Annotated in this window: 18 protein-coding genes and 2 pseudogenes; 8 read left to right on the top strand and 12 right to left on the bottom strand. The window is 61.9% G+C overall.

Features of this window, described 5'->3' with window-relative positions; genetic code table 11:
• Together L6D80_RS27480 and L6D80_RS27475 are read left to right on the top strand one after the other, a co-directional pair.
• Positions 1 to 282, top strand: a pseudogene (locus L6D80_RS27480) (hypothetical protein); the annotation flags it as partial.
• Between the two features lie 127 nt (positions 283 to 409).
• Positions 410 to 1,306, top strand: coding sequence for a formate/nitrite transporter family protein (locus tag L6D80_RS27475; RefSeq protein ID WP_054899504.1), 897 nt, complete (start codon positions 410 to 412; stop codon positions 1,304 to 1,306).
• 7 nt (positions 1,307 to 1,313) lie between these two features.
• Here L6D80_RS27475 and L6D80_RS27470 read toward each other — a convergent pair whose 3' ends face one another.
• On the bottom strand, positions 1,314 to 2,408 hold the full coding sequence (locus L6D80_RS27470; RefSeq protein WP_176515010.1) for an MBL fold metallo-hydrolase: 1,095 nt from the start codon (positions 2,406 to 2,408) through the stop codon (positions 1,314 to 1,316).
• Between the two features lie 130 nt (positions 2,409 to 2,538).
• Between L6D80_RS27470 and L6D80_RS27465 the strand changes: the two genes are divergently transcribed.
• Positions 2,539 to 3,612: a diguanylate cyclase gene (locus L6D80_RS27465; RefSeq protein WP_176515023.1), complete on the top strand. Its 1,074-nt coding sequence runs from the start codon at positions 2,539 to 2,541 to the stop codon at positions 3,610 to 3,612.
• Between the two features lie 34 nt (positions 3,613 to 3,646).
• Here the strand turns inward: L6D80_RS27465 and L6D80_RS27460 are convergent, their stop codons facing one another.
• Positions 3,647 to 3,967: a DUF2025 family protein gene (locus tag L6D80_RS27460; protein ID WP_176515008.1), complete on the bottom strand. Its 321-nt coding sequence runs from the start codon at positions 3,965 to 3,967 to the stop codon at positions 3,647 to 3,649.
• A 181-nt stretch (positions 3,968 to 4,148) separates the two neighbouring features.
• Here L6D80_RS27460 and L6D80_RS27455 point away from each other — a divergent pair, with 181 nt between their 5' ends.
• Positions 4,149 to 5,363, top strand: coding sequence for a GAF domain-containing sensor histidine kinase (locus L6D80_RS27455; protein WP_176515006.1), 1,215 nt, complete (start codon positions 4,149 to 4,151; stop codon positions 5,361 to 5,363).
• Here L6D80_RS27455 and L6D80_RS27450 read toward each other — a convergent pair.
• Positions 5,302 to 6,219 (bottom strand): LysR family transcriptional regulator, encoded by a 918-nt coding sequence (locus L6D80_RS27450; RefSeq protein ID WP_054899499.1) that lies wholly within the window; start codon positions 6,217 to 6,219, stop codon positions 5,302 to 5,304. The genes L6D80_RS27455 and L6D80_RS27450 overlap by 62 nt on opposite strands.
• Before the next feature lie 115 nt (positions 6,220 to 6,334).
• Between L6D80_RS27450 and L6D80_RS27445 the strand changes: the two genes are divergently transcribed.
• Positions 6,335 to 7,093: an SDR family NAD(P)-dependent oxidoreductase gene (locus L6D80_RS27445; RefSeq protein ID WP_176515012.1), complete on the top strand. Its 759-nt coding sequence runs from the start codon at positions 6,335 to 6,337 to the stop codon at positions 7,091 to 7,093.
• 17 nt (positions 7,094 to 7,110) lie between these two features.
• Here L6D80_RS27445 and L6D80_RS27440 read toward each other — a convergent pair whose 3' ends face one another.
• From L6D80_RS27440 to L6D80_RS27415, 7 genes and pseudogenes are all read right to left on the bottom strand, one after another.
• The gene (locus L6D80_RS27440) at positions 7,111 to 7,980 is read right to left on the bottom strand and encodes an efflux RND transporter periplasmic adaptor subunit (protein WP_054899497.1); all 870 of its coding nucleotides are present in this window, start codon (positions 7,978 to 7,980) and stop codon (positions 7,111 to 7,113) included.
• 11 nt (positions 7,981 to 7,991) lie between these two features.
• On the bottom strand, positions 7,992 to 8,198 hold the full coding sequence (locus L6D80_RS27435) for a DUF1656 domain-containing protein (protein ID WP_054899496.1): 207 nt from the start codon (positions 8,196 to 8,198) through the stop codon (positions 7,992 to 7,994).
• Positions 8,185 to 10,173: pseudogene (locus L6D80_RS27430) on the bottom strand (FUSC family protein). Before L6D80_RS27430 ends, L6D80_RS27435 begins: the two are co-directional and overlap by 14 nt.
• A gap of 231 nt (positions 10,174 to 10,404) precedes the next feature.
• On the bottom strand, positions 10,405 to 10,521 hold the full coding sequence (gene ccoM, locus L6D80_RS30145; RefSeq protein ID WP_054899494.1) for a cytochrome c oxidase subunit CcoM: 117 nt from the start codon (positions 10,519 to 10,521) through the stop codon (positions 10,405 to 10,407).
• A 135-nt stretch (positions 10,522 to 10,656) separates the two neighbouring features.
• Positions 10,657 to 10,818, bottom strand: coding sequence for a hypothetical protein (locus tag L6D80_RS27425; protein ID WP_176515004.1), 162 nt, complete (start codon positions 10,816 to 10,818; stop codon positions 10,657 to 10,659).
• A gap of 67 nt (positions 10,819 to 10,885) precedes the next feature.
• Complete coding sequence (locus L6D80_RS27420) at positions 10,886 to 11,215, bottom strand: hypothetical protein (protein ID WP_054899493.1); 330 nt, start codon at positions 11,213 to 11,215, stop codon at positions 10,886 to 10,888.
• Positions 11,216 to 11,324: 109 nt separating this feature from the next.
• A complete protein-coding gene (locus tag L6D80_RS27415) occupies positions 11,325 to 12,020 on the bottom strand; it encodes a M949_RS01915 family surface polysaccharide biosynthesis protein (protein WP_054899492.1) in 696 nt (231 codons plus the stop codon).
• A 130-nt stretch (positions 12,021 to 12,150) separates the two neighbouring features.
• Between L6D80_RS27415 and rapA the strand changes: the two genes are divergently transcribed.
• Positions 12,151 to 14,997, top strand: a complete 2,847-nt coding sequence (gene rapA, locus L6D80_RS27410) for an RNA polymerase-associated protein RapA (RefSeq protein ID WP_176515002.1) — start codon at positions 12,151 to 12,153, stop codon at positions 14,995 to 14,997.
• Positions 14,998 to 15,159: 162 nt separating this feature from the next.
• A complete protein-coding gene (locus tag L6D80_RS27405; RefSeq protein ID WP_176514999.1) occupies positions 15,160 to 17,424 on the top strand; it encodes a putative bifunctional diguanylate cyclase/phosphodiesterase in 2,265 nt (754 codons plus the stop codon).
• Here L6D80_RS27405 and L6D80_RS27400 read toward each other — a convergent pair.
• Positions 17,324 to 18,211 carry an NAD(P)-dependent oxidoreductase gene (locus L6D80_RS27400; RefSeq protein WP_176514997.1) on the bottom strand — a complete coding sequence of 296 codons (888 nt, stop codon included), beginning with the start codon at positions 18,209 to 18,211 and terminating at the stop codon, positions 17,324 to 17,326. The genes L6D80_RS27405 and L6D80_RS27400 overlap by 101 nt on opposite strands.
• Positions 18,212 to 18,382: 171 nt before the next feature.
• On the bottom strand, positions 18,383 to 18,688 hold the full coding sequence (locus L6D80_RS27395) for a DUF2288 domain-containing protein (RefSeq protein ID WP_054899488.1): 306 nt from the start codon (positions 18,686 to 18,688) through the stop codon (positions 18,383 to 18,385).
• Positions 18,689 to 19,048: 360 nt separating this feature from the next.
• Between L6D80_RS27395 and L6D80_RS27390 the strand changes: the two genes are divergently transcribed.
• Positions 19,049 to 20,164, top strand: a complete 1,116-nt coding sequence (locus tag L6D80_RS27390) for a branched-chain amino acid ABC transporter substrate-binding protein (RefSeq protein ID WP_176514995.1) — start codon at positions 19,049 to 19,051, stop codon at positions 20,162 to 20,164.
• Positions 20,165 to 20,311: the final 147 nt, after the last annotated feature.

Raw genomic sequence — 20,311 nt, 5'->3', positions numbered from 1 at the left:
AATGACTATGTGATTTCTCGCATGGCCACTTGTGATGCTGATAATCTTTGTGACTATCAGTCCGTACTCACAAGCACCCACACGAATTGCTTGATTCAATTTGTTAAAGAGCGTTTGGTTAAGAGCGTTTCATCTCAACCGAGGCGCGCATTCTACGCTTTCCTCATTTGCTGTCAAGCGTTTATTTTGAAGTTTTTGCAAAGCTGCTTTCTTTCAAAAGCGTTCAACTTCAACAACTTACCGCTTGCCTCGTTGCGTTCAACGCTGCGAGGAGGCGAATAATACGCGCTTTGAAATTTGAGTCAACACCTTGATCTGAAAAAACTTTCAATGTTCATCTCGCTGCCCTTTGGCAACTAAATGCATGCACCACCGATCTGTAGAGAAACCCCCTCGGAAGGTAACGGTCATGAGCGATGCCCAAAACGAAAAGACCCCAGGCCTGTCGCCAGATGAACAAGAGGAAGTCAGCCATAACCAGCCCCCAAGGGCAGCAGTGCTGCACGAGATCATCCGCTATCAGGGTGATCAGGAACTGGAGCGCACGCTTGCTGCCCTATGGTGGTCCGCATTGGCGGCTGGCTTGACCATGGGCCTCTCATTAATGGGAATGGGGCTGCTCTATGCCCGGCTGCCTGATGGCGAAGGCGCCCAGGTCATCGCCAGCCTCGGTTACAGCGCTGGCTTTCTTGCGGTAATCCTGGCACGCCAACAACTGTTTACCGAAAACACACTCACTGCCGTGCTGCCGGTCATGACCACGCCGACCTTTGCCAACCTCGGGCGCCTGCTACGGCTGTGGAGCGTTGTACTGCTGGGCAACCTGGCGGGCACCTTGCTGGTCGCCTGGGTCATGCTCGAGTTGCCGATCTTCGACGGCAAGACCGATGTGGCCTTCCTTGAGGTCGGCCGCAAGGTCATGAAGAACGACATCAGCCAGATGTTCGCCAAAGGCATCGTCTCGGGCTGGATGATCGCTACCATGGTGTGGATGATCCCGTCCATGGAACACGCCAAGATCTGGATCATCATGATGATCACCTACCTGATGGCCCTCGGCGATTTCACCCACATTGTGGTCGGCTCGGTAGAAGTGTCCTACCTGGTGTGGGCCGGCGACGAAACCTGGCGCAGCTTCTGGCTGGAGTTCGCCCTGCCGACCCTGGCCGGCAACATTATCGGTGGCAGCTTCATCTTCGCCCTGATCAGCCACGCCCAGGTACGCAGCGATAGCGGCAAACCCCCTTCACAACTATTAAAGGACGAGGCACCTCGCACTCCTGAACAACAACGCGGCAAGCGCTGACCTTCGCTCAGCGTGCCGCCACAGCACGCTCGGTGCCCCTGCCCCGCTCGCGCGCCGGCCGGGGTTGCCACCAGTTCTGCCCCTCATGGGGTGAATCGATGCTCACTCGCTCCCCCATCTGCGGCGTGCTCAAGCGTACCTGTGCTGCCGCGGCCAAGGTGACGATACGCTCGAATGGCTCCGTCCAGCCGTGGATCGACAGGTCGAAGGTGCCGTTATGGATCGGCAGCATCCAGCGGCCGCGCAAATCGAGGTGCGCCTGCAAGCTCTCTTCGGGCTGCATGTGCACGTTGGGCCAGGCCACGTTGTACGCCCCGGTCTCTATCAAGGTCAGATCGAATGGCCCGAAACGTTCGCCAATCTGGCGAAAACCTTCGAAATAGCCGGTGTCGCCACTGAAGAAGAGACGCACCTGCTCATCAATCACCACCCAGGAAGCCCATAAGGTGCGGTTGCTGTCGAACAAACCTCGCCCGGAAAAATGCTGCGCCGGGGTCGCCACGAACCGCACGCCATCGACCTCCGTCTCCTGCCACCAGTCCAGCTGCGTGACCTTTGCCGCAGGCACCCCCCATTCCACCAGCCGGTCACCCACCCCAAGCGGCGCCAAAAACCGCTCGACTCGCGGGGCGAGCCGACGAATCGCCTGTTCGTCCAGGTGATCGAAGTGATCATGGGAAAGCACCACCGCCGCAAGCGGCGGCAACTCGTCGAGCCCCAGCGGTGGCGCGTGGAACCGTAGCGGGCCGGCCCATTGCACCGGCGAGGCGCGCTCGGCGAATACCGGGTCGGTAATGAAGAAGCGCCCACGCAGCTTGAACAATACCGTGGAATGGCCCAAGCGCCAGAGGCTATGGTCAGGTGCATCGAGCACTTGCTGGCGGCTCATCGGCTGGACGCTGATGGGCGCAGCCGGTCGCGTTTCCGGCGGTTTACGCAGCAAGAGGTACTTGAAGCCGATGCGCAGTTTTTTCAGCACGCCATCCTGAGGCAGGATGGCCTGATTGTGAAACCGTCCGTCCCGCTGTGGCGCCGACTCGCCGGCGGGGTTAGCCATGGGAATCATGAGTAGCAGCACTCCAAGCAAGAGGAAAGCCTTCATGTTACCTCACAGTGATCGCATCAACCGTGAAATGGCTTGTAAGGTCATTTTTCACCGATGAAACACTGTTGAACAATATTCACGTGACTTATGCGATAAACGGCGTACCAGCAGAAGAACGATAACCATGATGGACAACCGTAGCGGCAAGGGTCTTTCTTTCGTCAAACGCATCTACCTGCCGCGCATCATCGGCACGAGCATTGGCCTGGTCAGCGTGGCCGCGGGCGTTGCGCCCACGTCGCCGCCCACCTGGCTGTGGCTGCTGTTGCTGGGCAACGGCCTGCTCTGGCCCCATGTCGCCTACCGGTGGGCCCTGCAGTCGGCGGCGCCGTACCGCGCAGAGCAACGTAACCTGTTGCTCGATTCGTTGATGGGCGGTTTCTGGGCCGCTGCCATGCAATTCAACCCGCTGCCCAGCGTCACCGTACTGTCAATGGTGACCATGAACAATGTTGCCGCAGGCGGCAAGCGCCTGGTCGGGCATGGGCTGTTGGTACAACTCACCGGCATGCTGTTGGCTTCACTGCTGCTGGGCCCTGGTTTGCAATTGCACGCCACGCCGCTGCAGGTTTATGCCTGCCTGCCGATGCTGACCCTCTATCCGCTGGCCCTGGGCTGGGTGTGCTACCGCCTGGCGATCAAGCTTGCGGAGCATAAACGCCGCCTCAGCGCCCTGAGCCTGACCGATAGCCTGACCGGCCTGCTTAACCACGGAGCCTGGAAAGACTTGTTGCTGCTGAAGTTCCAGGCGTGCCAGCAGCAACAGGTGCCGGCGGTAATCGCCTTGATCGATATCGACCACTTCAAGACCATCAACGACACCTTCGGCCATGTGGTCGGCGACTGCGTACTGCGCCAACTCAGTGAGGAGCTCAAGCGTAACTTGCGCGATGTCGATCTGGCCGGTCGCTATGGTGGCGATGAATTCTGCATCATTCTGCCTGGCACCCGCGAAGCCCAGGCCTGCCAAGCGATGGAGCGCTTGCGCGAACGCGTCGCGGCCTACCGCAACCCCCAACTGCCACACCTGAGGATCAGCCTGAGCATCGGCTTGTCGGCATTCCAGGCAACACTCGAGAGCCCCGAGCAATGGCTGGAACAAGCCGACACGGCGCTCTATGGCGCCAAGCGCCGCGGCCGCGACCAGGTCAATTTTGCCCAAGGCGAAGCCACGACGCTGAGGCTGGCCTATCCCGATTGAAAGGCTTGCTCGTGGCAACTGCGGCACGCAGGGCTCAGCGCAATGAACGCTCTGCCACAATTTCTGGCAAGTCGCTGCGGCGCAGGTAGATGCGCAGCGGCTCTGCAATGTTGAGCCGATCATCTACATGCTGTTCCAGCAACAGCGCCAGCCGTTTGCGGCACAATGCCATGCGGGCCCCGTGTTCAGGCCGCCAGACGAATTCGCTGCAAGGTGTAATGCTGTCATCCGCCACGTCCATGCCGAACGCGTCTTCGGAAAACCGCACGATGTGGACACCACGCTTGCCATGAAAACCGACAAACCCCATGAGCTGGTCGGCGGCGCTGCAGATATCCTGGGAAGTGATGGCCATACGTAACCTCGCAATTAACGGAAGTGACGCACGCCAGGCGAATGTCGGTCGCCTCTGCCGGGCAACGCGTTGGCTCAGCCTAGCGCAAGTGCCAGACGTTTCGCCAAGGTTTTTCGCCATTGCGCAACAGCCCCCGCTAGAATGACTGCTCGCCACTTCGTCGCCAACACTGGGACCGTCCATGACCGACGCCATCAACGCCGATATCGCCACCATCGGCCGCATCAACGCTGTGCCTGCCATCCTGCAGGTCATCTGCGAAACCACCGGTCTGCGGTTTGCCGCGGTGGCCCGGGTCAGTGAAAACAACTGGACTGCCTGCGCCGTTCTCGACACGCTGGGTTTCGGCCTGACAGTGGGCAGCCAGCTCGACGTGGCCAGCACGCTGTGCCACGAGATTCGCAGCACCCACGAGACGATCGTGATCGACAAGGCCAGCGAGGACGAGCTGTACTGCCAGCACCACACACCACAGCTCTATCGCTTCGAGAGTTACATTTCAGTACCAGTGTTCCGTACCGATGGCCGCTTTTTTGGCACCATCTGTGCGCTCGATCCCGCCCCGGCAACACTCAGGGGCAGCGCGATCCAGCCAATGATGGAGTCGTTCGCCCGCTTGCTGGCCATCCAGATCGAGAGCGAGGAAAACGCCCAGCGCACCGAGCGCGCCCTGCGCAAGGAGCGGGCCATGGCAGAAGTGCGCGAACAGTTCATTGCCGTGCTGGGTCATGACCTGCGCAACCCGCTGTTCGCCATTACTGCGGGTGCCGAATTGCTGACCCAGCGACTGGATGATGACAAGAACCGTGCAATCGCTCGCCACATCCACACCTGTGGTCGACGCGCCTCGCAACTGGTGGGTGACGTACTGGACTTCGCCCGCGGTCGCCTCGGTTCCGGCATTCCCTTGAACCAGCAACCCTGCGCGGACCTGGCCGAGGGCCTCAGGCATGTCGCCTCGGAACTCCAGCGCGTGCATCCGCTGCGCCAGGTCGTGCTGGACATCGGCGACATTGGCGGCCTGCTGTGCGACCGTGAGCGGGTAACGCAACTGCTCTCCAACCTCATCGCCAATGCCCTGGACCACGGCGACCCGCACAGCCCGGTAACGGTCACGGCGGTGATCGCCAACGGCGAATTCGTGCTCAGCGTTCACAACCATGGGCGGCCCATCGCCGCGCAGACCCTGGGCCAGTTGTTCAAGCCGTTCACTCGGCCGCTGTCGGCGGCACCGCAACAAGGCCTGGGCCTTGGCCTGTATATCGCCAGCCAGATTGCCCTTTCCCATGGTGGGCGCATGCAGGTGGTGTCCGACGAACAGCAGGGCACGCTGTTCAGCTTTCACCTGCCGGTGGATCGACCTGGGCCGCCAGCAACGCCGCCAGCCAGTTCATGAATGCCTGGACCCGGCGCGGCACATGGCGCTGCCGGGCATACAGCAATGACACCGGCATGGCCTGTGCCTGCCAGCCTTCCAGCACCGCCACCAGCTCGCCGCGCGCCAGGTGCTCGGCCACCCCCACGGCCGGCACTTGGATCAGCCCCAGCCCTGCCAGGCACGCGGCCGAATAAGCCTCGGCATTGTTGACCGTGACCGCCCCTGCCATGGCGTGGAAGTGCACCTTGCCATCACGCTCATATTCGAAGCCGGCACTGCGCGCGCCCAGGTTGCGCACATAGTGAACCAGCCGGTGCTCGGCCAGCGCCTCGAGGTTGTGCGGCACGCCGTAACGGGCAAGGTAAGCAGGGCTGGCACAATTGCGCATGCTCAACTGCCCGATAGGCCTCGCGACCACGTCCAAGTCGCTCAGCGCACCGATGCGCATCACGCAGTCGAAACCTTCGCGCAGCAGATCAACCTGGCGGTCGGTGCAACTTATCTCCAGCTCCAGCCGGGGAAAGCGCGCTAGAAACTGCGGCATTGCAGGAATGATGACCCGTCGCGCCATCATGGTCGGCATGTCGACGCGCAGACGGCCGGCCAGCGCTGCATCGTCGGCCCGGAACAGGCTTTCGATCTCGTCCATGCCCGATAGCAGGTCTTTACTACGCTCATACAGCAACGCGCCGTCCTGAGTTGCCTGGACGCGACGCGTGGTGCGGTTGAACAGGCGCGTACCGAGCAGTTGCTCCAGCGCCCTCACCTGCTCGGACACGGTTGAACGCGGCAGGTCGAGGCTCTGAGCTGCCAAGGTGAAGCTGCTTACCTCACTGACGCGGACGAAGGTGCGCAGCAGTTCCAGTTTGTTCATGGCCCGCCCTGTGACTGTTCGGATAAAGCGAACAGTATTTCCATTTTCCGTGGATTTTAACAGCCCCTGCGTGATCAATAACCTGTCCCCACCCACCACCCTGAGGGATTCGACCATGACTCGCAAAATCGCACTGATCACTGGCGCCAGCCGCGGCCTGGGCCGCAATACCGCCGAACACCTGGCTGCCCGCGGCATCGACATCATCGGGACCTACAACAGCAAGGCAGAAGAGGCAAAGGCAGTAGTAAATACGCTCGAGCAGGCTGGGATAAAGGCCGCCATGCTTCAGCTTGACGTCAGCGACAGCCGCTGTTTCGAAGGCTTCGCCGAGCGCCTAAGCGATACCCTGCGCCAGCATTTTGCACGTGAGCGTTTCGATTTTTTGGTGAACAATGCGGGTATTGGCATCAACGCGCCTTTTAGCGAAACCAGCGAGGCGCAGTTCGACCAGTTGATGAACATCCAGCTCAAGGGGCCGTTCTTCCTTACCCAGCGCTTGCTGCCGCTGCTGGTCGATGGCGGACGTATCGTCAATATCTCATCCGGGCTGGCGCGTTTCGCATTGCCAGGTTATGCCGCTTATGCCGCCATGAAAGGGGCGATGGAGGTACTGACCCGCTATCAGGCAAAAGAACTGGGTGCACGCGGCATCCGGGTGAACATTCTGGCGCCTGGGGCAATCGAGACCGATTTTGGCGGCGGCGTGGTGAGGGACAACCCGCACGTCAATGAATTCATTGCCGGCAACACGGCGTTGGGACGCGTGGGGCTGCCGGATGATATCGGGGCGGCGATTGCCTTACTGCTTGAGGACGGCAATGGCTGGATCACCGGGCAGCGGCTGGAGGTCTCGGGTGGGATGTTCCTCTGAGTGTCGAAGAGGGGCTTTCACGGGGCGGGTGCGTCTTCATGCACCTGCACACTCGCCGTCATCCCGGCGCTCAAGTTCATCCCCTCGGGGACTTGGTCCAGGCGGATCCGCACCGGTATCCGCTGGGCCAGCCGGACCCAGTTGAACGTGGGTTCGACCTCCGGCAGCAGCTGGCTGTCAGGGTTGCTGTTCCGGTCGGTGATGCCGCGGCTGATGCTTTGCACGTGCCCTTGCATCGCCTCGCCCGCGCCCATCAGCCAGACCTTCACCGAGTCGCCCACGCGAATGCGCGGCAGCTTGGTCTCCTCGAAATAAGCCTGGATGTAGAACGTCGCGTCATCCACCAGCGCCATCACCGGCTCCCCTGCATTCACATAGTTGCCCTGGGCCAGGCGCAAGTTGGTGATGTGGCCGTTGCGCGGAGCGCGTACTTCACTGCGCGCCAAGTTGATTTTCGCCACCTGCAACTGGGCTTGCGCTTCTTGCAGCTCGCCGCGGGCAATGGCCGCGTTGATCTGGGCATTCTCGCGCAGCTCGGCGCTGATCGCCTCAGGCCCCAACGCGGTACGCCGTGCCGCTTCGCGCTCGCGCAGGTGAAGCTGCTGCTTGCGCGTCTCGGCCACTGCGCTGGCCTGGTCGAACGCCGCCTGGAAGCGTTCGCGATCGATGCTCATCAGCAAGTCACCGGCCTTGACCGGCTGGTTGTCCTGCACCTTGAGCTCGCGTACCCAACCCGACACATCAGGGGCGATCACCACCACATCGGCCCGCACCCGTGCATCACGCGTCCACGGGGTAAGCATGTAGTACTGCCAGAGCTTGTAGCCGGCCAGAACGGCAATGGCGACCACACAGAGGGTTACCAGGGTACGGACGACAGCACGCATTCATTCACTCCTTACAAAGGCCCGAGCAGACGGACTACCAGGTAAAGCACACACACGAACAGCGCGGTGTCGAACAGCGCCTCATGCCAGATCCAGCGCCCCAGGGGCGTGGCCTGCACCACCAGACGCAGCAGGCCGGTGAGCACCAGCGCCATCAGCACGTAGATCAGAAACGGGCTCAGCAATACCCCGCCAAGCGCCCACTCACGCAAGCCCATGAGTCTCCTCCTGCCAGCGGCACCACTTGCCCCAGCTTTTTTGCAGTTGCAGGACCGCACCTTCGGCCAGCCGCAGCGGGTCGCTGACCGGTTGGCGCTTGAGGGCCGCAATGAATGCCTGGCTGGCGGCGTCCAGGCGCTGCCCGCGGCCGGCTGCCGGGCCCTCGGCAAGCACTGCCTCCACGCGCTTCAGATACGCTCGCTGCGCAGTCTCCAGCGGCGCCTGCGCAACCGCCAGGCACAGGCGCAGGTGCACCAGTTCATCACCTATATCCAGGCTGTGCAGGCCATCGTCCCAGCGCTTGCGCTCGGCTTCGGGCAGTTCGCTGGCATGCCGGGCCAGTTGCATCAGCCGGTCAGCCATGCGCCCACCAAACCAGCTGTCGGCGCCGCGCAGGTCGCGTCGGGTCAGGCGTACCAGGTCATTCTGAGTGGCCGCACGCAAGCGGCGGCCAAGCCAGGCCGGGTGGCGGAACACCAGCAGACGGAACGCCAGGACCGCCGCCCCTACCCCCGTCAGCATGGCCAATGCGCTGTTGAGCATCGTCGCCACCCCGAACTGCATGGTATTGAGCGGCGCCACCAGCACGATGAAATGCAGGCAGTAGGAGGTGGCCGTGGCCCCAGTGCGCGGATGGGCCATGCCCAGGGCGCCAAAAAACAGGGGAACGCCCATGCCCAGGCACAGCATGGCAAAACTGCTCCATTGCGGCAGGACGATCTGCCCGACCAACAAGGCGACCGGAATCGCCAGCAAGATGCCACGCAAGAACCCAAGGCCGATCTGCGCACCGTTTTCCCGGCTGGCGAACAGGCTGCACACCACACAGGTCAGGACCAGCCCACCCGGGGCCGACGGCCAGGCAGTGGCCAGCCAGAAGCCACTCATCGCCAGAAATGCCAGTGCACTGCGCGAGCCGAACAGCAGGGCCAGCGACCAGTCATGGTGCGCGGCCAGCCCCTGAGGGACATCCTTAGGCGCCCTGCCTGTTTCGACATCGTCCAGTGCCTGGGTGGCGGCCATCGCATAGTCCAGCAGCAAGGCCATCCGGGCCAGGCAAAAATGTTCAGAGGAACTGATGTGCTCGTCATGGGCGGCATCCCAGACACGCTGGCGCAGCAACAGCAAGCTTGCCCGGTCGGGCGCGCCCAACTGTGCGCGCACCTCAGCAAGCCAAGGTGCAAGCTGTGTGGCCTGCTGCTCATCGAGTTGGCGTCACTGGCGACGGACCGAGCGCGAAATGCGCAACAGCACCATCAGCTTCTGGCTCAACCCCCGAATCGCCCGGGCCCGTTGGCGCCCGCGCGGCCCCTCGAACCAGGCATGCTCGCGCTGCGTATCGATGGCCACGATACGCCCGAGGCTCTCAAGCAGGCCCTTGCGCGCTTCATCTTCGCCGCCGAGCATGGCACTTGCCGCCTGCAAGCCGTTCTGCCAGGCCTGACGCGCCTGCCCGGCAAGTTGCTGTTCGACGCGCATCGGCCAGAGCAAAGCGCTGGTAGCAGTCGCGCAGCAAATCCCCAGGGAAATTTCGGTACAGCGCGCCACCGCCTGGTCGAACACCTGAAGGGGGTGATCGATTGCCGGCAGTGCAATGATGGCAGCGGTGTAGCCCGCCAGCACGAATGCATAGGCCCAGGCACTGCGCAACTGCGTGGAGGCGGCCGTGCACAAGGCCAGCCAGAGGGCCAGGGTGATGAGGAAAAGCCAGGGGGTCTGGGCGAACAGCCCAATGAACAGCACCGACATGAAGGTGCCGACCAAGGTCCCGGCGAGCCGCGCAAGGCCCTTCTGCACGACCATGCCTGACAACGGCTGGGCAACGATGAACGCGGTCATCAACGCCCAGGACGGTTGCTCCAGGCCCCAACGCATCGCCAGCCATAATGCCAGCCCGCCACCGAGCAGGGTCTTGATGGCGAACTTGATGGCGGCGCTGCTGGGTGCGAACAGGGCCTGGAAAGTGATGGGCACAGAGCGGACCTTGCGGGGGATGGTCTGATAAACGATAGACAACGCAGGGAAGAATAATGCGCTGGCAAATAATTAGCTAGCTAATCATCTTTATATTCAGCAGATTTCCCAGCGCCGGCTTCTGCCTGGGGCGCTCCGCCCAAACGCCGACACTGGAGATAAAACCATCAGGCAAAAAAATGGGCGACCGAAGTCGCCCTAAATGCCTTGCGTGCTCATGAACCTGAAAGGTCAGCGCGGCTTGCGCTTGTTCGCGTCCTTCCAGATGAAAATGCCCAGACCAGCGAAGAAGGCGAACATCAACCCGACCGTTACCACGCCTGCGATAACCACATTGTCGAAGAACATGTCGGCCTCCCGATTCGTTTGCCGTTGTCCGATGGGTGCAAGGTAACGAATACGGTGGCGAGGGGAATTGACCGAGGTCAATGGTGCCCGGGGCCGGGCACGCGAGGCGGACGCAGGGTTGACCTGGGTCAAGTTTCAGCGTTTCTTGGGCTTGCCTTTGGGCTTTTTCTTCTTGGCCGTGCTCAATGGCATGGCCTGCTCGAAGGCTTGGCGCACTTCGTTCAGGCGCTTTTCCTTGAGGTCATGGACGCGCTTGGCACGTTCGGCATCGAAGTCGATGAGGTTGTCTTGGCTCATGGGTGGGCTCGACGATCAACAGAGACCTGCATGATGAAGCCAGGCGGCGGCCATGGCCAGCCCCGAATCAGACTTCAATGTCCACCAGCAAGCCCTGGCGTGTTTGCTCGCCCATCAGCGGAGCTACCGGCACGGTGTTGTCGGCATTGACTTCATCACCGGGCACGGCGCTGTAGCGCTCTTCGTCGCCTTTGCCGTTGCGCCGTTGCTGACGGCGCTGTTCATCGCGCAGCAACAAAGCCTGCTCCTGCGGATCGCGCTGGTGCTTGAGGTCAATGGCGCTTTCGCCTGAAGAAGGCTGCACGGGGACCACCGGTTTGATGTCCGGGGTCGGTTTGACCGGGTCTTGTTGCGAGGTCACGGGGGCGGCACTGAGCGGAATGATCGGCGGCAGCATGGAAGTTCTCCTGTGCCTACTGTGTCGGCCAGTTGTCAGCCACCTTGAATATCGGCGGATGAGGATGTGCGGCCGGTCACAGCCGCGTCTTGCCAGTATAGACAGAGCGCTATTGGGCTTCGTCTTCCGGGTCATCATCGGCGGGCGGGCTGGCTTCGCTCCAGGGCCGCTTGTAGACCTGCTGCCAGACCGCATCCATGTGCTCGCGAAGCACCGCAGAGGCATTCTTCAGCGAAGCGCTGTCTTCACGCTCACCACCGATGGGCTCTTCGCCGGCCGGGGTGATCAGCGACTGCCCGGTGATGGTGTAGCTGGCCTGGCCCTCGCGCATTTCAATAGCAATGTCGTGAGGGTCGATGCCCCCGCCACAAAAGGCGTGACTGGCCACCGTCACCTCGGCGACGCCGTCCTTGTTGAGGTCGCTGACGTCGCTGACATCAGTATAGAAATCGACATCCAGGTCCAGCCCAGGACAGGTGGTCTCCTGCTCGATCTGCCAGCGTGGCTTGAAGCCGTCGCTTTCAGCGGCGCGCCCGTACAGCGTGGCCTTGAGCACCACCTTGTCCACTTCCTGTTCGGACTCGGCATCGACGGCCTGGCCATCGGTGCGACTCAACACCAGCAGGCCTTCCCCTTCGCGGTCGCGAAAATGCACGCTCTTGATCGGTGTCTGCACACCCAGGACCTCAAGCTGCTCGACCGGAATCGGCGGCAAGGTTTCGAAATTTTTCTGTTCGCAGGCGGCCAGCAGCAAGAGGCTGCCCGCAGCCAGGGAAGCGTTCAACCAGGGGTGCTTGAGCGGCATGTCTTCCGTAGCCCTCGTCGGCAAGACCGTATTCGGCGATGAAACAGCTAGACTGATGGACTTCTGGTCTATGGTCCGCCCGGCCTATCCGTTAACATAGCCGGCTTTTCATCGCGGGAGTTCAGGCAGTATGGCGCAGCAGTATCAACCGGGGCAACGCTGGATCAGCGACAGCGAAGCGGAGCTCGGCCTGGGGACCATCCTGGCACAGGATGGCCGCTTGCTCACCGTGCTCTACCCGGCCACTGGCGACACCCGCCAGTATTCCCTGCGCAATGCGCCGCTGACCCGCGTGCGCTTCTCGCCAGGTGACCAGATCACCCATTTCGAAGGCTGGAAACTGACCGTACGCGAGGTCGAGGATATCGACGGCCTGATGGTCTACCACGGGCTCGACGGGCAGAACCAGCCGCGCACCCTGCCGGAAACCCAACTGTCGAACTTCATCCAGTTCCGCCTGGCCAGCGACCGCCTGTTTGCCGGGCAGATCGACCCGCTGTCGTGGTTCAGCCTGCGCTACAACACTCTGCAGCACACCAGCAAGCAGGTTCAGTCGGCGTTGTGGGGCCTGGGCGGTTGCCGTGCGCAGCCGATCGCCCACCAGTTGCACATCGCCCGCGAAGTGGCTGACCGCAGTGCCCCACGTGTTCTGCTGGCCGACGAAGTGGGCCTGGGCAAAACTATCGAAGCCGGCCTGGTCATCCACCGCCAACTGCTGACCGGGCGCGCCAGCCGCGTACTGATCCTGGTGCCAGAAAACCTTCAGCACCAGTGGCTGGTGGAAATGCGCCGGCGCTTCAACTTGCAAGTCGCCCTGTTCGACGCCGAGCGCTTCATCGAAAGCGATGCCAGCAACCCCTTCGAAGATGCCCAGTTGGCGCTGGTCGCCCTTGAATGGCTGGTCGACGACGAAAAAGCCCAGGACGCACTGTTCGCTGCCGGCTGGGACCTGATGGTGGTCGACGAAGCGCACCATCTGGTATGGCACGAAGACCAGATCAGCGTCGAATACGGGCTGGTCGAGCAATTGGCCCAGGTTATCCCGGGCGTACTGTTGCTCACCGCTACCCCGGAGCAGCTTGGGCAGGACAGCCACTTCGCCCGCCTGCGCCTGCTTGACCCCAACCGTTTCCACGACCTTGCCGCCTTCCGCGCCGAGAGCGAGCACTATCGGCCGGTAGCCGAAGCGGTGCAGGAACTGCTCGATGAAGGCCGCCTGTCGCCCAAGGCCCACGCCACCATCCAGGGCTTCCTGGGCGCCGAAGGCGAAGCCCTGCTGGCAGCGGTCAGCGATGGCGACAGCGAGGCCAGCGCACGCCTGATCCGCGAACTGCTCGACCGCCATGGCACCGGCCGCGTGCTGTTCCGTAACACCCGTGCCGCCATTCAAGGCTTCCCCGAGCGCGAGTTGCATGCCTACCCGCTGGCCACACCGGAGCAGTACCGCGACCTGCCGCCCGGCGAGCACGCCGAGCTGTACCCGGAAGTGGCCTTCCAGGCCCAGGGCGACGTCAGCGACGATGAGCGCTGGTGGCGCTTTGACCCAAGGGTCGACTGGCTGATCGACACGCTGAAAATGCTCAAGCGCACCAAGGTCCTGGTTATCTGCGCGCACGCTGAAACCGCCATGGACCTGGAAGACGCCCTGCGCGTACGTTCGGGCATTCCGGCTTCGGTCTTCCACGAGGGCATGAGCATCCTCGAGCGCGACCGCGCCGCCGCCTATTTCGCCGACGAGGAGTTTGGCGCGCAGGTGCTGATCTGTTCGGAGATCGGCAGCGAGGGCCGCAACTTCCAGTTCGCCCATCACCTGGTGATGTTCGATCTGCCGGCTCACCCCGACCTGCTCGAGCAGCGGATCGGGCGCCTTGACCGGATTGGCCAGAAGCACACCATCCAGTTGCACATCCCCTACCTGCAGGATGGCCCGCAGGAGCGCCTGTTCCAGTGGTACCACCAGGGCCTCAACGCCTTCCTCAACACCTGCCCCACCGGCAATGCCCTGCAGCATCAGTTCGGCCCACGCCTGCTGCCGATGCTCGAAGGTGGCGAAGCCAAGGCCTGGGATGCATTGGTGGCCGAAGCCCGCGGCGAGCGCGAGCGCCTGGAAGCGGAGCTGCACAGCGGCCGCGACCGTTTGCTGGAGCTCAACTCTGGCGGGGCTGGCGAGGGCCAGGCGCTGGTCGAGGACATCCTCGAGCAAGATGACCAGTTCGCCTTGCCGATCTACATGGAAACCCTGTTCGACGCCTTTGGCATCGACAGCGAAGACCACTCGGAAAATGCACTGATCCTCAAGCCGAGCGAAAAGATGCTCGATGCCAGCTTCCCGCTGGGCGACGATGAAGGCGTGACCATCACCTACGACCGCGCCCAGGCGCTGTCGCGCGAGGACATGCAGTTCCTCACCTGGGAACACCCGATGGTCCAGGGTGGCATGGACCTGGTGCTGTCCGGTTCGATGGGCAACACTGCCGTCGCCTTGATCAAGAACAAGGCACTCAAGCCAGGCACGGTGCTGCTCGAACTGCTGTTCGTCAGCGAAGTGGTGGCACCTCGCAGCCTGCAACTGGGCCGCTACCTGCCCCCCGCAGCGCTGCGCTGCCTGCTCGACACCAACGGCAACGACCTGGCTTCGCGCGTGGCCTTCGAAACGCTCAACGACCAACTCGAAAGCGTGCCGCGCGCCAGCGCCAACAAGTTCGTCCAGGCCCAGCGGGATGTGCTCGCCAAACGCATCAGCGGCGGTGAGGCCAAGATCATGCCCACCCACGTCGAACGCGTGGCCGAGGCGCAGCGCCGCCTGGCGGCCGAGGCCGATGAAGAACTGGCACGCCTGACGGCCCTCAAGGCAGTCAACCCGAGCGTGCGCGACAGCGAGATCGAAGCTTTGCGCAAGCAGCGTGAAGACGGCCTGGCAATGCTCGACAAGGCGGCGTTGCGCCTGGAGGCAATTCGCGTACTGGTTGCCGGCTGACACCGTTGCAACTCTCAAGGAGGCGCACCGCGCCTCCTTTTTTATGCCCCGCCGCTATCAACACCATAACCAAATCATTGCAATCAAAGCGCCATTATTCAGGAAGGGTTAAACACCTCTTCCTATACTGCCTTGGGTGCCCACTCGACGCAGAGACAAGCAATGGAATGGCTGGGATTGCAACTGTTCGCCGAACTGCCGGTCACCGGACGGATAGTCACCGACTGCCGCCATGAACCTCTGCTGATCCTGATCGCCTTCGCCGTAGCCAGCGCAGCCTGCTTCGCCACCCTCGACATGGCTGAACGCCAATCGCACAGTGAGCAGCCGGCGGCGCAGCGGCAATGGCGCATACTGGGGGCCTGCTGCCTGGCTGGCGGCATATGGGCCATGCACTTCATCAGCATGCTGGCGTTCCAGGCCCCGGTGGAGATTCACTATGACGTCTCGCTCACCGGCCTTTCGCTGCTGATCGCACTGATTGTGGCCTGGCTGGCGATGACCAGCCTCGACCGCCCCCAGATGCACCCGCGCCACTACCTGCAAAGCGCCTTGCTGATTGGCCTGGGCATCATCCTCATGCATTTTGTCGGTATGGCCGCCTTACAGACCGGCGCGCAGCAGTACTATCAAACCGGCATGTTGCTGGCCAGCGCGGCCATCGCCCTGCTCACCAGCCTCGCTGCCTTGTTGCTGGCGCGGTACTTTCGCAACGGCAGCGGCACGTTGCACCAGGCCATGAAGTATGGCGCAAGCCTGCTGATGGCCAGCGGCATCGTCGCGACGCACTTCACCGCCATGGCAGCAATGAGCCTGGTGATCCCGGCCGACACCGCCCTGAGCCTGCCATCGGCTGACAACAGCCTGCAACTGGGCCTGACCGTGGCGTTCATCACCCTGCTGATCAGCGGCAGCAGCATCAGCGCTGCCCTTTCCGACAAGAAGCTGCAGAGCAAGGAACACGACCTGCGCCGCGTCAGCATGCTGCTCAGCCAGTTGGACCAGGCGCGCGCCTCGCTGCAGCAGGCGGCGCATTACGACGCCTTGACCAGCCTGGTCAACCGCCGAGGCTTCAACCAGGTGTTCGCCGAACGCCTGGCAGAACAGGACCCCAGCGAAAATCGCCTGGCGGTGATGTTCCTCGACATCGATCATTTCAAACGCATCAACGACAGCCTCGGCCACGATGCTGGGGACCAGATGCTCAAGGTGATCGCCAGCCATATCAAAGCCGCCACCCGCAGCCACGACCTGGTGGCGCGGTTCGGCGGCGACGAGTTCTGCGTAGTCACCAGCCTCAACGGCCCCGACGAGGCGCGTCATCTGGCCCAACGCATCATGCAGCGGATGAAAGACCCCATTGACCTTGGGGGGCGGCGCATGGTCATGACCACCAGCATCGGCATCAGTATTTACCCCGACGACGGGCTGACCGCAGAAGAATTGCTCAAACACGCAGACCTGGCGCTTTACCAATCCAAGGGCAGTGGTCGCAATAGCCTGCATTTTTTCAACAGCAGCCTGAAAAGCCGGGCCACCCTCGAACTGCAGCTCGAAGAAGAACTGCGCATCGCGCTGCTGGAAGAGCGCGGCCTGCGTGTGCATTACCAGCCGATATTCGACCTGCACAATGGCCAGGTGGCCAAGCTCGAAGCGCTGGTACGCTGGCAGCACCCACAGCATGGCCTGCTGAGCCCTGAACGGTTCATTGGCATTGCCGAAGCCAATGGCCTGATCATCGACCTGGACTTGTGGGTGCTGCGCCATGCCTGCGAAGACCTGGCGCAATTGCACCGCCACGGTTTCGCCAACCTCAAGCTCACCGTCAACTGCTCTGCGGTGACGCTGGGCCATGAAGGGCTGCCCAACGAAGTGGAAATGGCGTTATTCCACGCCGGCCTGGCGCCTCGGCACCTGGAACTGGAGATCACTGAGAATGCCTTGATGGGGGACGTTCAGCGTACTGTTGCCCTGCTCAAGCGCATTCGTGGCCAGGGTGTCAGCCTGTCGATCGATGATTTCGGCACCGGCTACTCGTCCCTCGCCTACCTCAAGCGCTTGCCCCTGGACGTCCTCAAGGTCGACCGCAGCTTCCTGCTCGACGTGCCAGCCAGCCTCAAGGACCGTGAGATCGTCCAGGCAATCATCGCGATGGCCCACACCCTGCACCTGCAGGTGGTCAGCGAAGGGGTCGAAACGGTCGAGCAGTACGAGTTCCTCGCAGCCAATGGTTGCGACTATCTTCAGGGCTACCTGCTCGGCCGTCCGGTGCCGCTGGCTGAGCTGCGGCCGGTCCTGGACCGGCTCGACCGGCAGGAAAAAGCCTTTAGCGCTTGTTGCGATACAGCGTTACCAGGGTCGCCGGATCTTTTTGCAGATAGCCCTGGCTACCGTGCAGACGCATCAATTGTGCGGCGAGACCACTGAGCGGGGTCGCCGAACCCTGCTCGCGGGAGAATTTCACCGCACCGTCCAGGTCCTTGAGCAACGTGCGCACATGCCACTTGATCGGCTCGAAGCGGCTTACGGCCATCTGCGGCGCCAGGATCTGCAACGGTTTCGAGTCGGCAAACCCGCCGGCCAAGGCTTCGGCGAGCAATGTGGCATCGACCCCAGACTGCTCGGCCAGGGCCACCACTTCGGCAATGACCAAGGCATTGCACGCCACGATCATCTGGTTGCAAGCCTTGGTCACCTGCCCTGCCCCCACGCCGCCCATGTGCGTCACCCGCTGGCCGAGGGTCAGCAACACAGGGCGCGCGCGCTGAAGGTCCACAGCCTCGCCGCCGACCATGATCGCCAGGGTACCGGCCTCAGCTCCTGGCGTACCGCCGGACACCGGAGCATCCAGCCAGGCCATGCCACACAGCGCCGCCAGCTCAGCCGCCATTTCCCTGGTCGCGGTGGGTTCCAGGCTGGAGAGGTCGATCAACAGTTGCCCGCTGTGCCCACCCTGGGCGATACCCTGCTCACCGAACACCACCTCGCGAACCACTGACGTATCCGCCAGGCATAACAGCACCATGTCACTGCCTTGGCACAACTGAGCAGGGCTCGCGGCCAGCCGCGCGCCAGCAGCGACCAGCTCGGCACACTTTTCCGGGCTGCGGTTCCACACGGTCAGTGGGTAACCCGCCGCCATCAGGCGGCGGCACATCGGCAAGCCCATCAGGCCGATGCCGGCGAATCCAAGCGAAGGTAGTTCTGAGCTCATCAACCACTCCAGACAAATCGATATTTATCTGGGCTGCAGGGCAGCCCCCATTACGCATTCCGTAAACTGTTACCGCCACGCCAAATTGTTACCCGACGCCACTGTGCGTGAACGCCTTCAAGCACCAAAACGAGACAACTGTGCATTTTTACGCACCAGAACAGCGCAAGCTTACTGCGCGCTTCTACTTTGAATCACGATAAACGGCGAAACCACCACCGCCCAGATCTCTGGATCGCGGCTTTGCAGGTCTAACGCTTGCTCGGCAGTGACCGGTCCAACAGTGCCATCACTGCGCCACTTGGCGAAGATTTCACTGCGATTCTCGGCCATTGCCTCGGCTACGGCGATCAGGTCGAGGGCTGGATCGACCCAAATCAGGTCACCCTTGGCCCAGAAGCGCTCCAACGCCTTCCACTCGATAATTGCCGTCTCGCCGAGCAATTTGGCATAGAGGGTGCTTGTTTGATCAGTCATGGGTTTTTACCCGCATAAATCGGCCAATGAAAATGGCCGGCATTTTTGCAGAAAAACCCGGTTTCAAATATGTAATTTGGTCGATTGGCCCAGAACGTGTGGGGTGGGGCCGCAGATACAGGCTAATTGATGGCGCTTTTCTGTATCTTTGTGTCGATCATGCGACAACCCCTGAAATAGGCGCTTTTCGCCCGCTTTTCAAGCGCTCGAACAGCGCTCTACACTGTACCGGTACAGTTCCGGGACATGTTCCGGGGGAAGGTGGGCATGCAGTATGGCGTGGCCATACCGCAAATCCCGCCCGGTCTGTAGCCCTGGCCGCCAGGTCTATAAGAATTACAACAGAATGAGTGGAGCACTATGATCAAGATTTCCAAGCTGTTCGCCGCAATGGTTCTGGCCGGGGTAGCCAGCCATTCGTTTGCCGCCGATACCATCAAGATCGGCATCGCCGGTCCTAAAACGGGCCCTGTGACCCAGTACGGCGACATGCAGTTCATCGGCGCCAAACAGGCCATCAAGGACATCAACGCCAAGGGCGGCGTCGATGGCAAAATGCTTGAAGCCAAGGAATACGACGACGCGTGCGACCCTAAACAGGCCGTGGCGGTCGCCAACAAGGTGGTGAACGACGGCGTGAAGTACGTCATCGGCCACCTGTGCTCCAGCTCCACCCAGCCTGCTTCGGATATCTACGAAGACGAAGGCGTGATCATGATCACCCCCGCCGCCACCAGCCCGGAAATCACCGCGCGTGGCTACAAGCTGATCTTCCGCACCATTGGCCTGGACAGCGCCCAGGGCCCGGCTGCCGGCAACTACATCGCCGATCACGTCAAGCCAAAGGTCGTCGCGGTATTGCACGACAAGCAGCAGTACGGTGAAGGCATTGCCACTGCGGTCAAGCAGACCCTGGAGAAAAAAGGCACCAAGGTCGCCGTCTTCGAAGGCCTGAACGCGGGTGACAAGGACTTCTCCTCGATCATCCAGAAGCTCAAGCAGAACAACGTCGACTTCGTCTACTACGGTGGCTACCACCCAGAGCTCGGCCTGATCCTGCGCCAGGCTCAGGAAAAGGGCCTGAAGGCCAAGTTCATGGGCCCAGAAGGCGTGGGTAACGACTCCATTTCGCAGATCGCCCAAGGCGCTTCCGAAGGCCTGCTGGTTACCCTGCCGAAGTCGTTCGACGCTGACCCGGAGAACAAGGCCATCGTCGACGCCATCAAGGCTGACGGCAAAGACCCAAGCGGTCCGTTCGTATTCCCGGCCTACTCGGCTGTCGAGCTGATCGCCCAAGGTATCAAGGCAGCCAAGTCCGAAGACCCTACCAAAGTCGCCGAAGCCATCCACGCCGGCACCTTCAAGACCCCGACCGGCGAGCTGTCGTACGACGAGAAGGGCGACCTGAAAGACTTTAAGTTCGTTGTCTACGAATGGCACTTCGGCAAACCGAAGACTGAAGTCTCCCCTCAGTAACTGCGTGACTAAATAGCTGACCGTAGAAGCCCACTGTGCGAGCAGTGGGCTTTGTTTTACGAGGTTCATGGACCTGATTCCCGCGATCCGGGGGCCGGTTCACCTGAAAATCTTAAAACCGTCACTCGCGGTTTCCTGGCCTACCCC

It is taken from the genome of Pseudomonas ceruminis (genome assembly GCF_021602025.1).
GTDB lineage: Bacteria > Pseudomonadota > Gammaproteobacteria > Pseudomonadales > Pseudomonadaceae > Aquipseudomonas > Aquipseudomonas ceruminis.
Note: the sequence above shows the minus strand (reverse complement) of the source record. Positions and strands in the feature narration are given on the sequence as shown.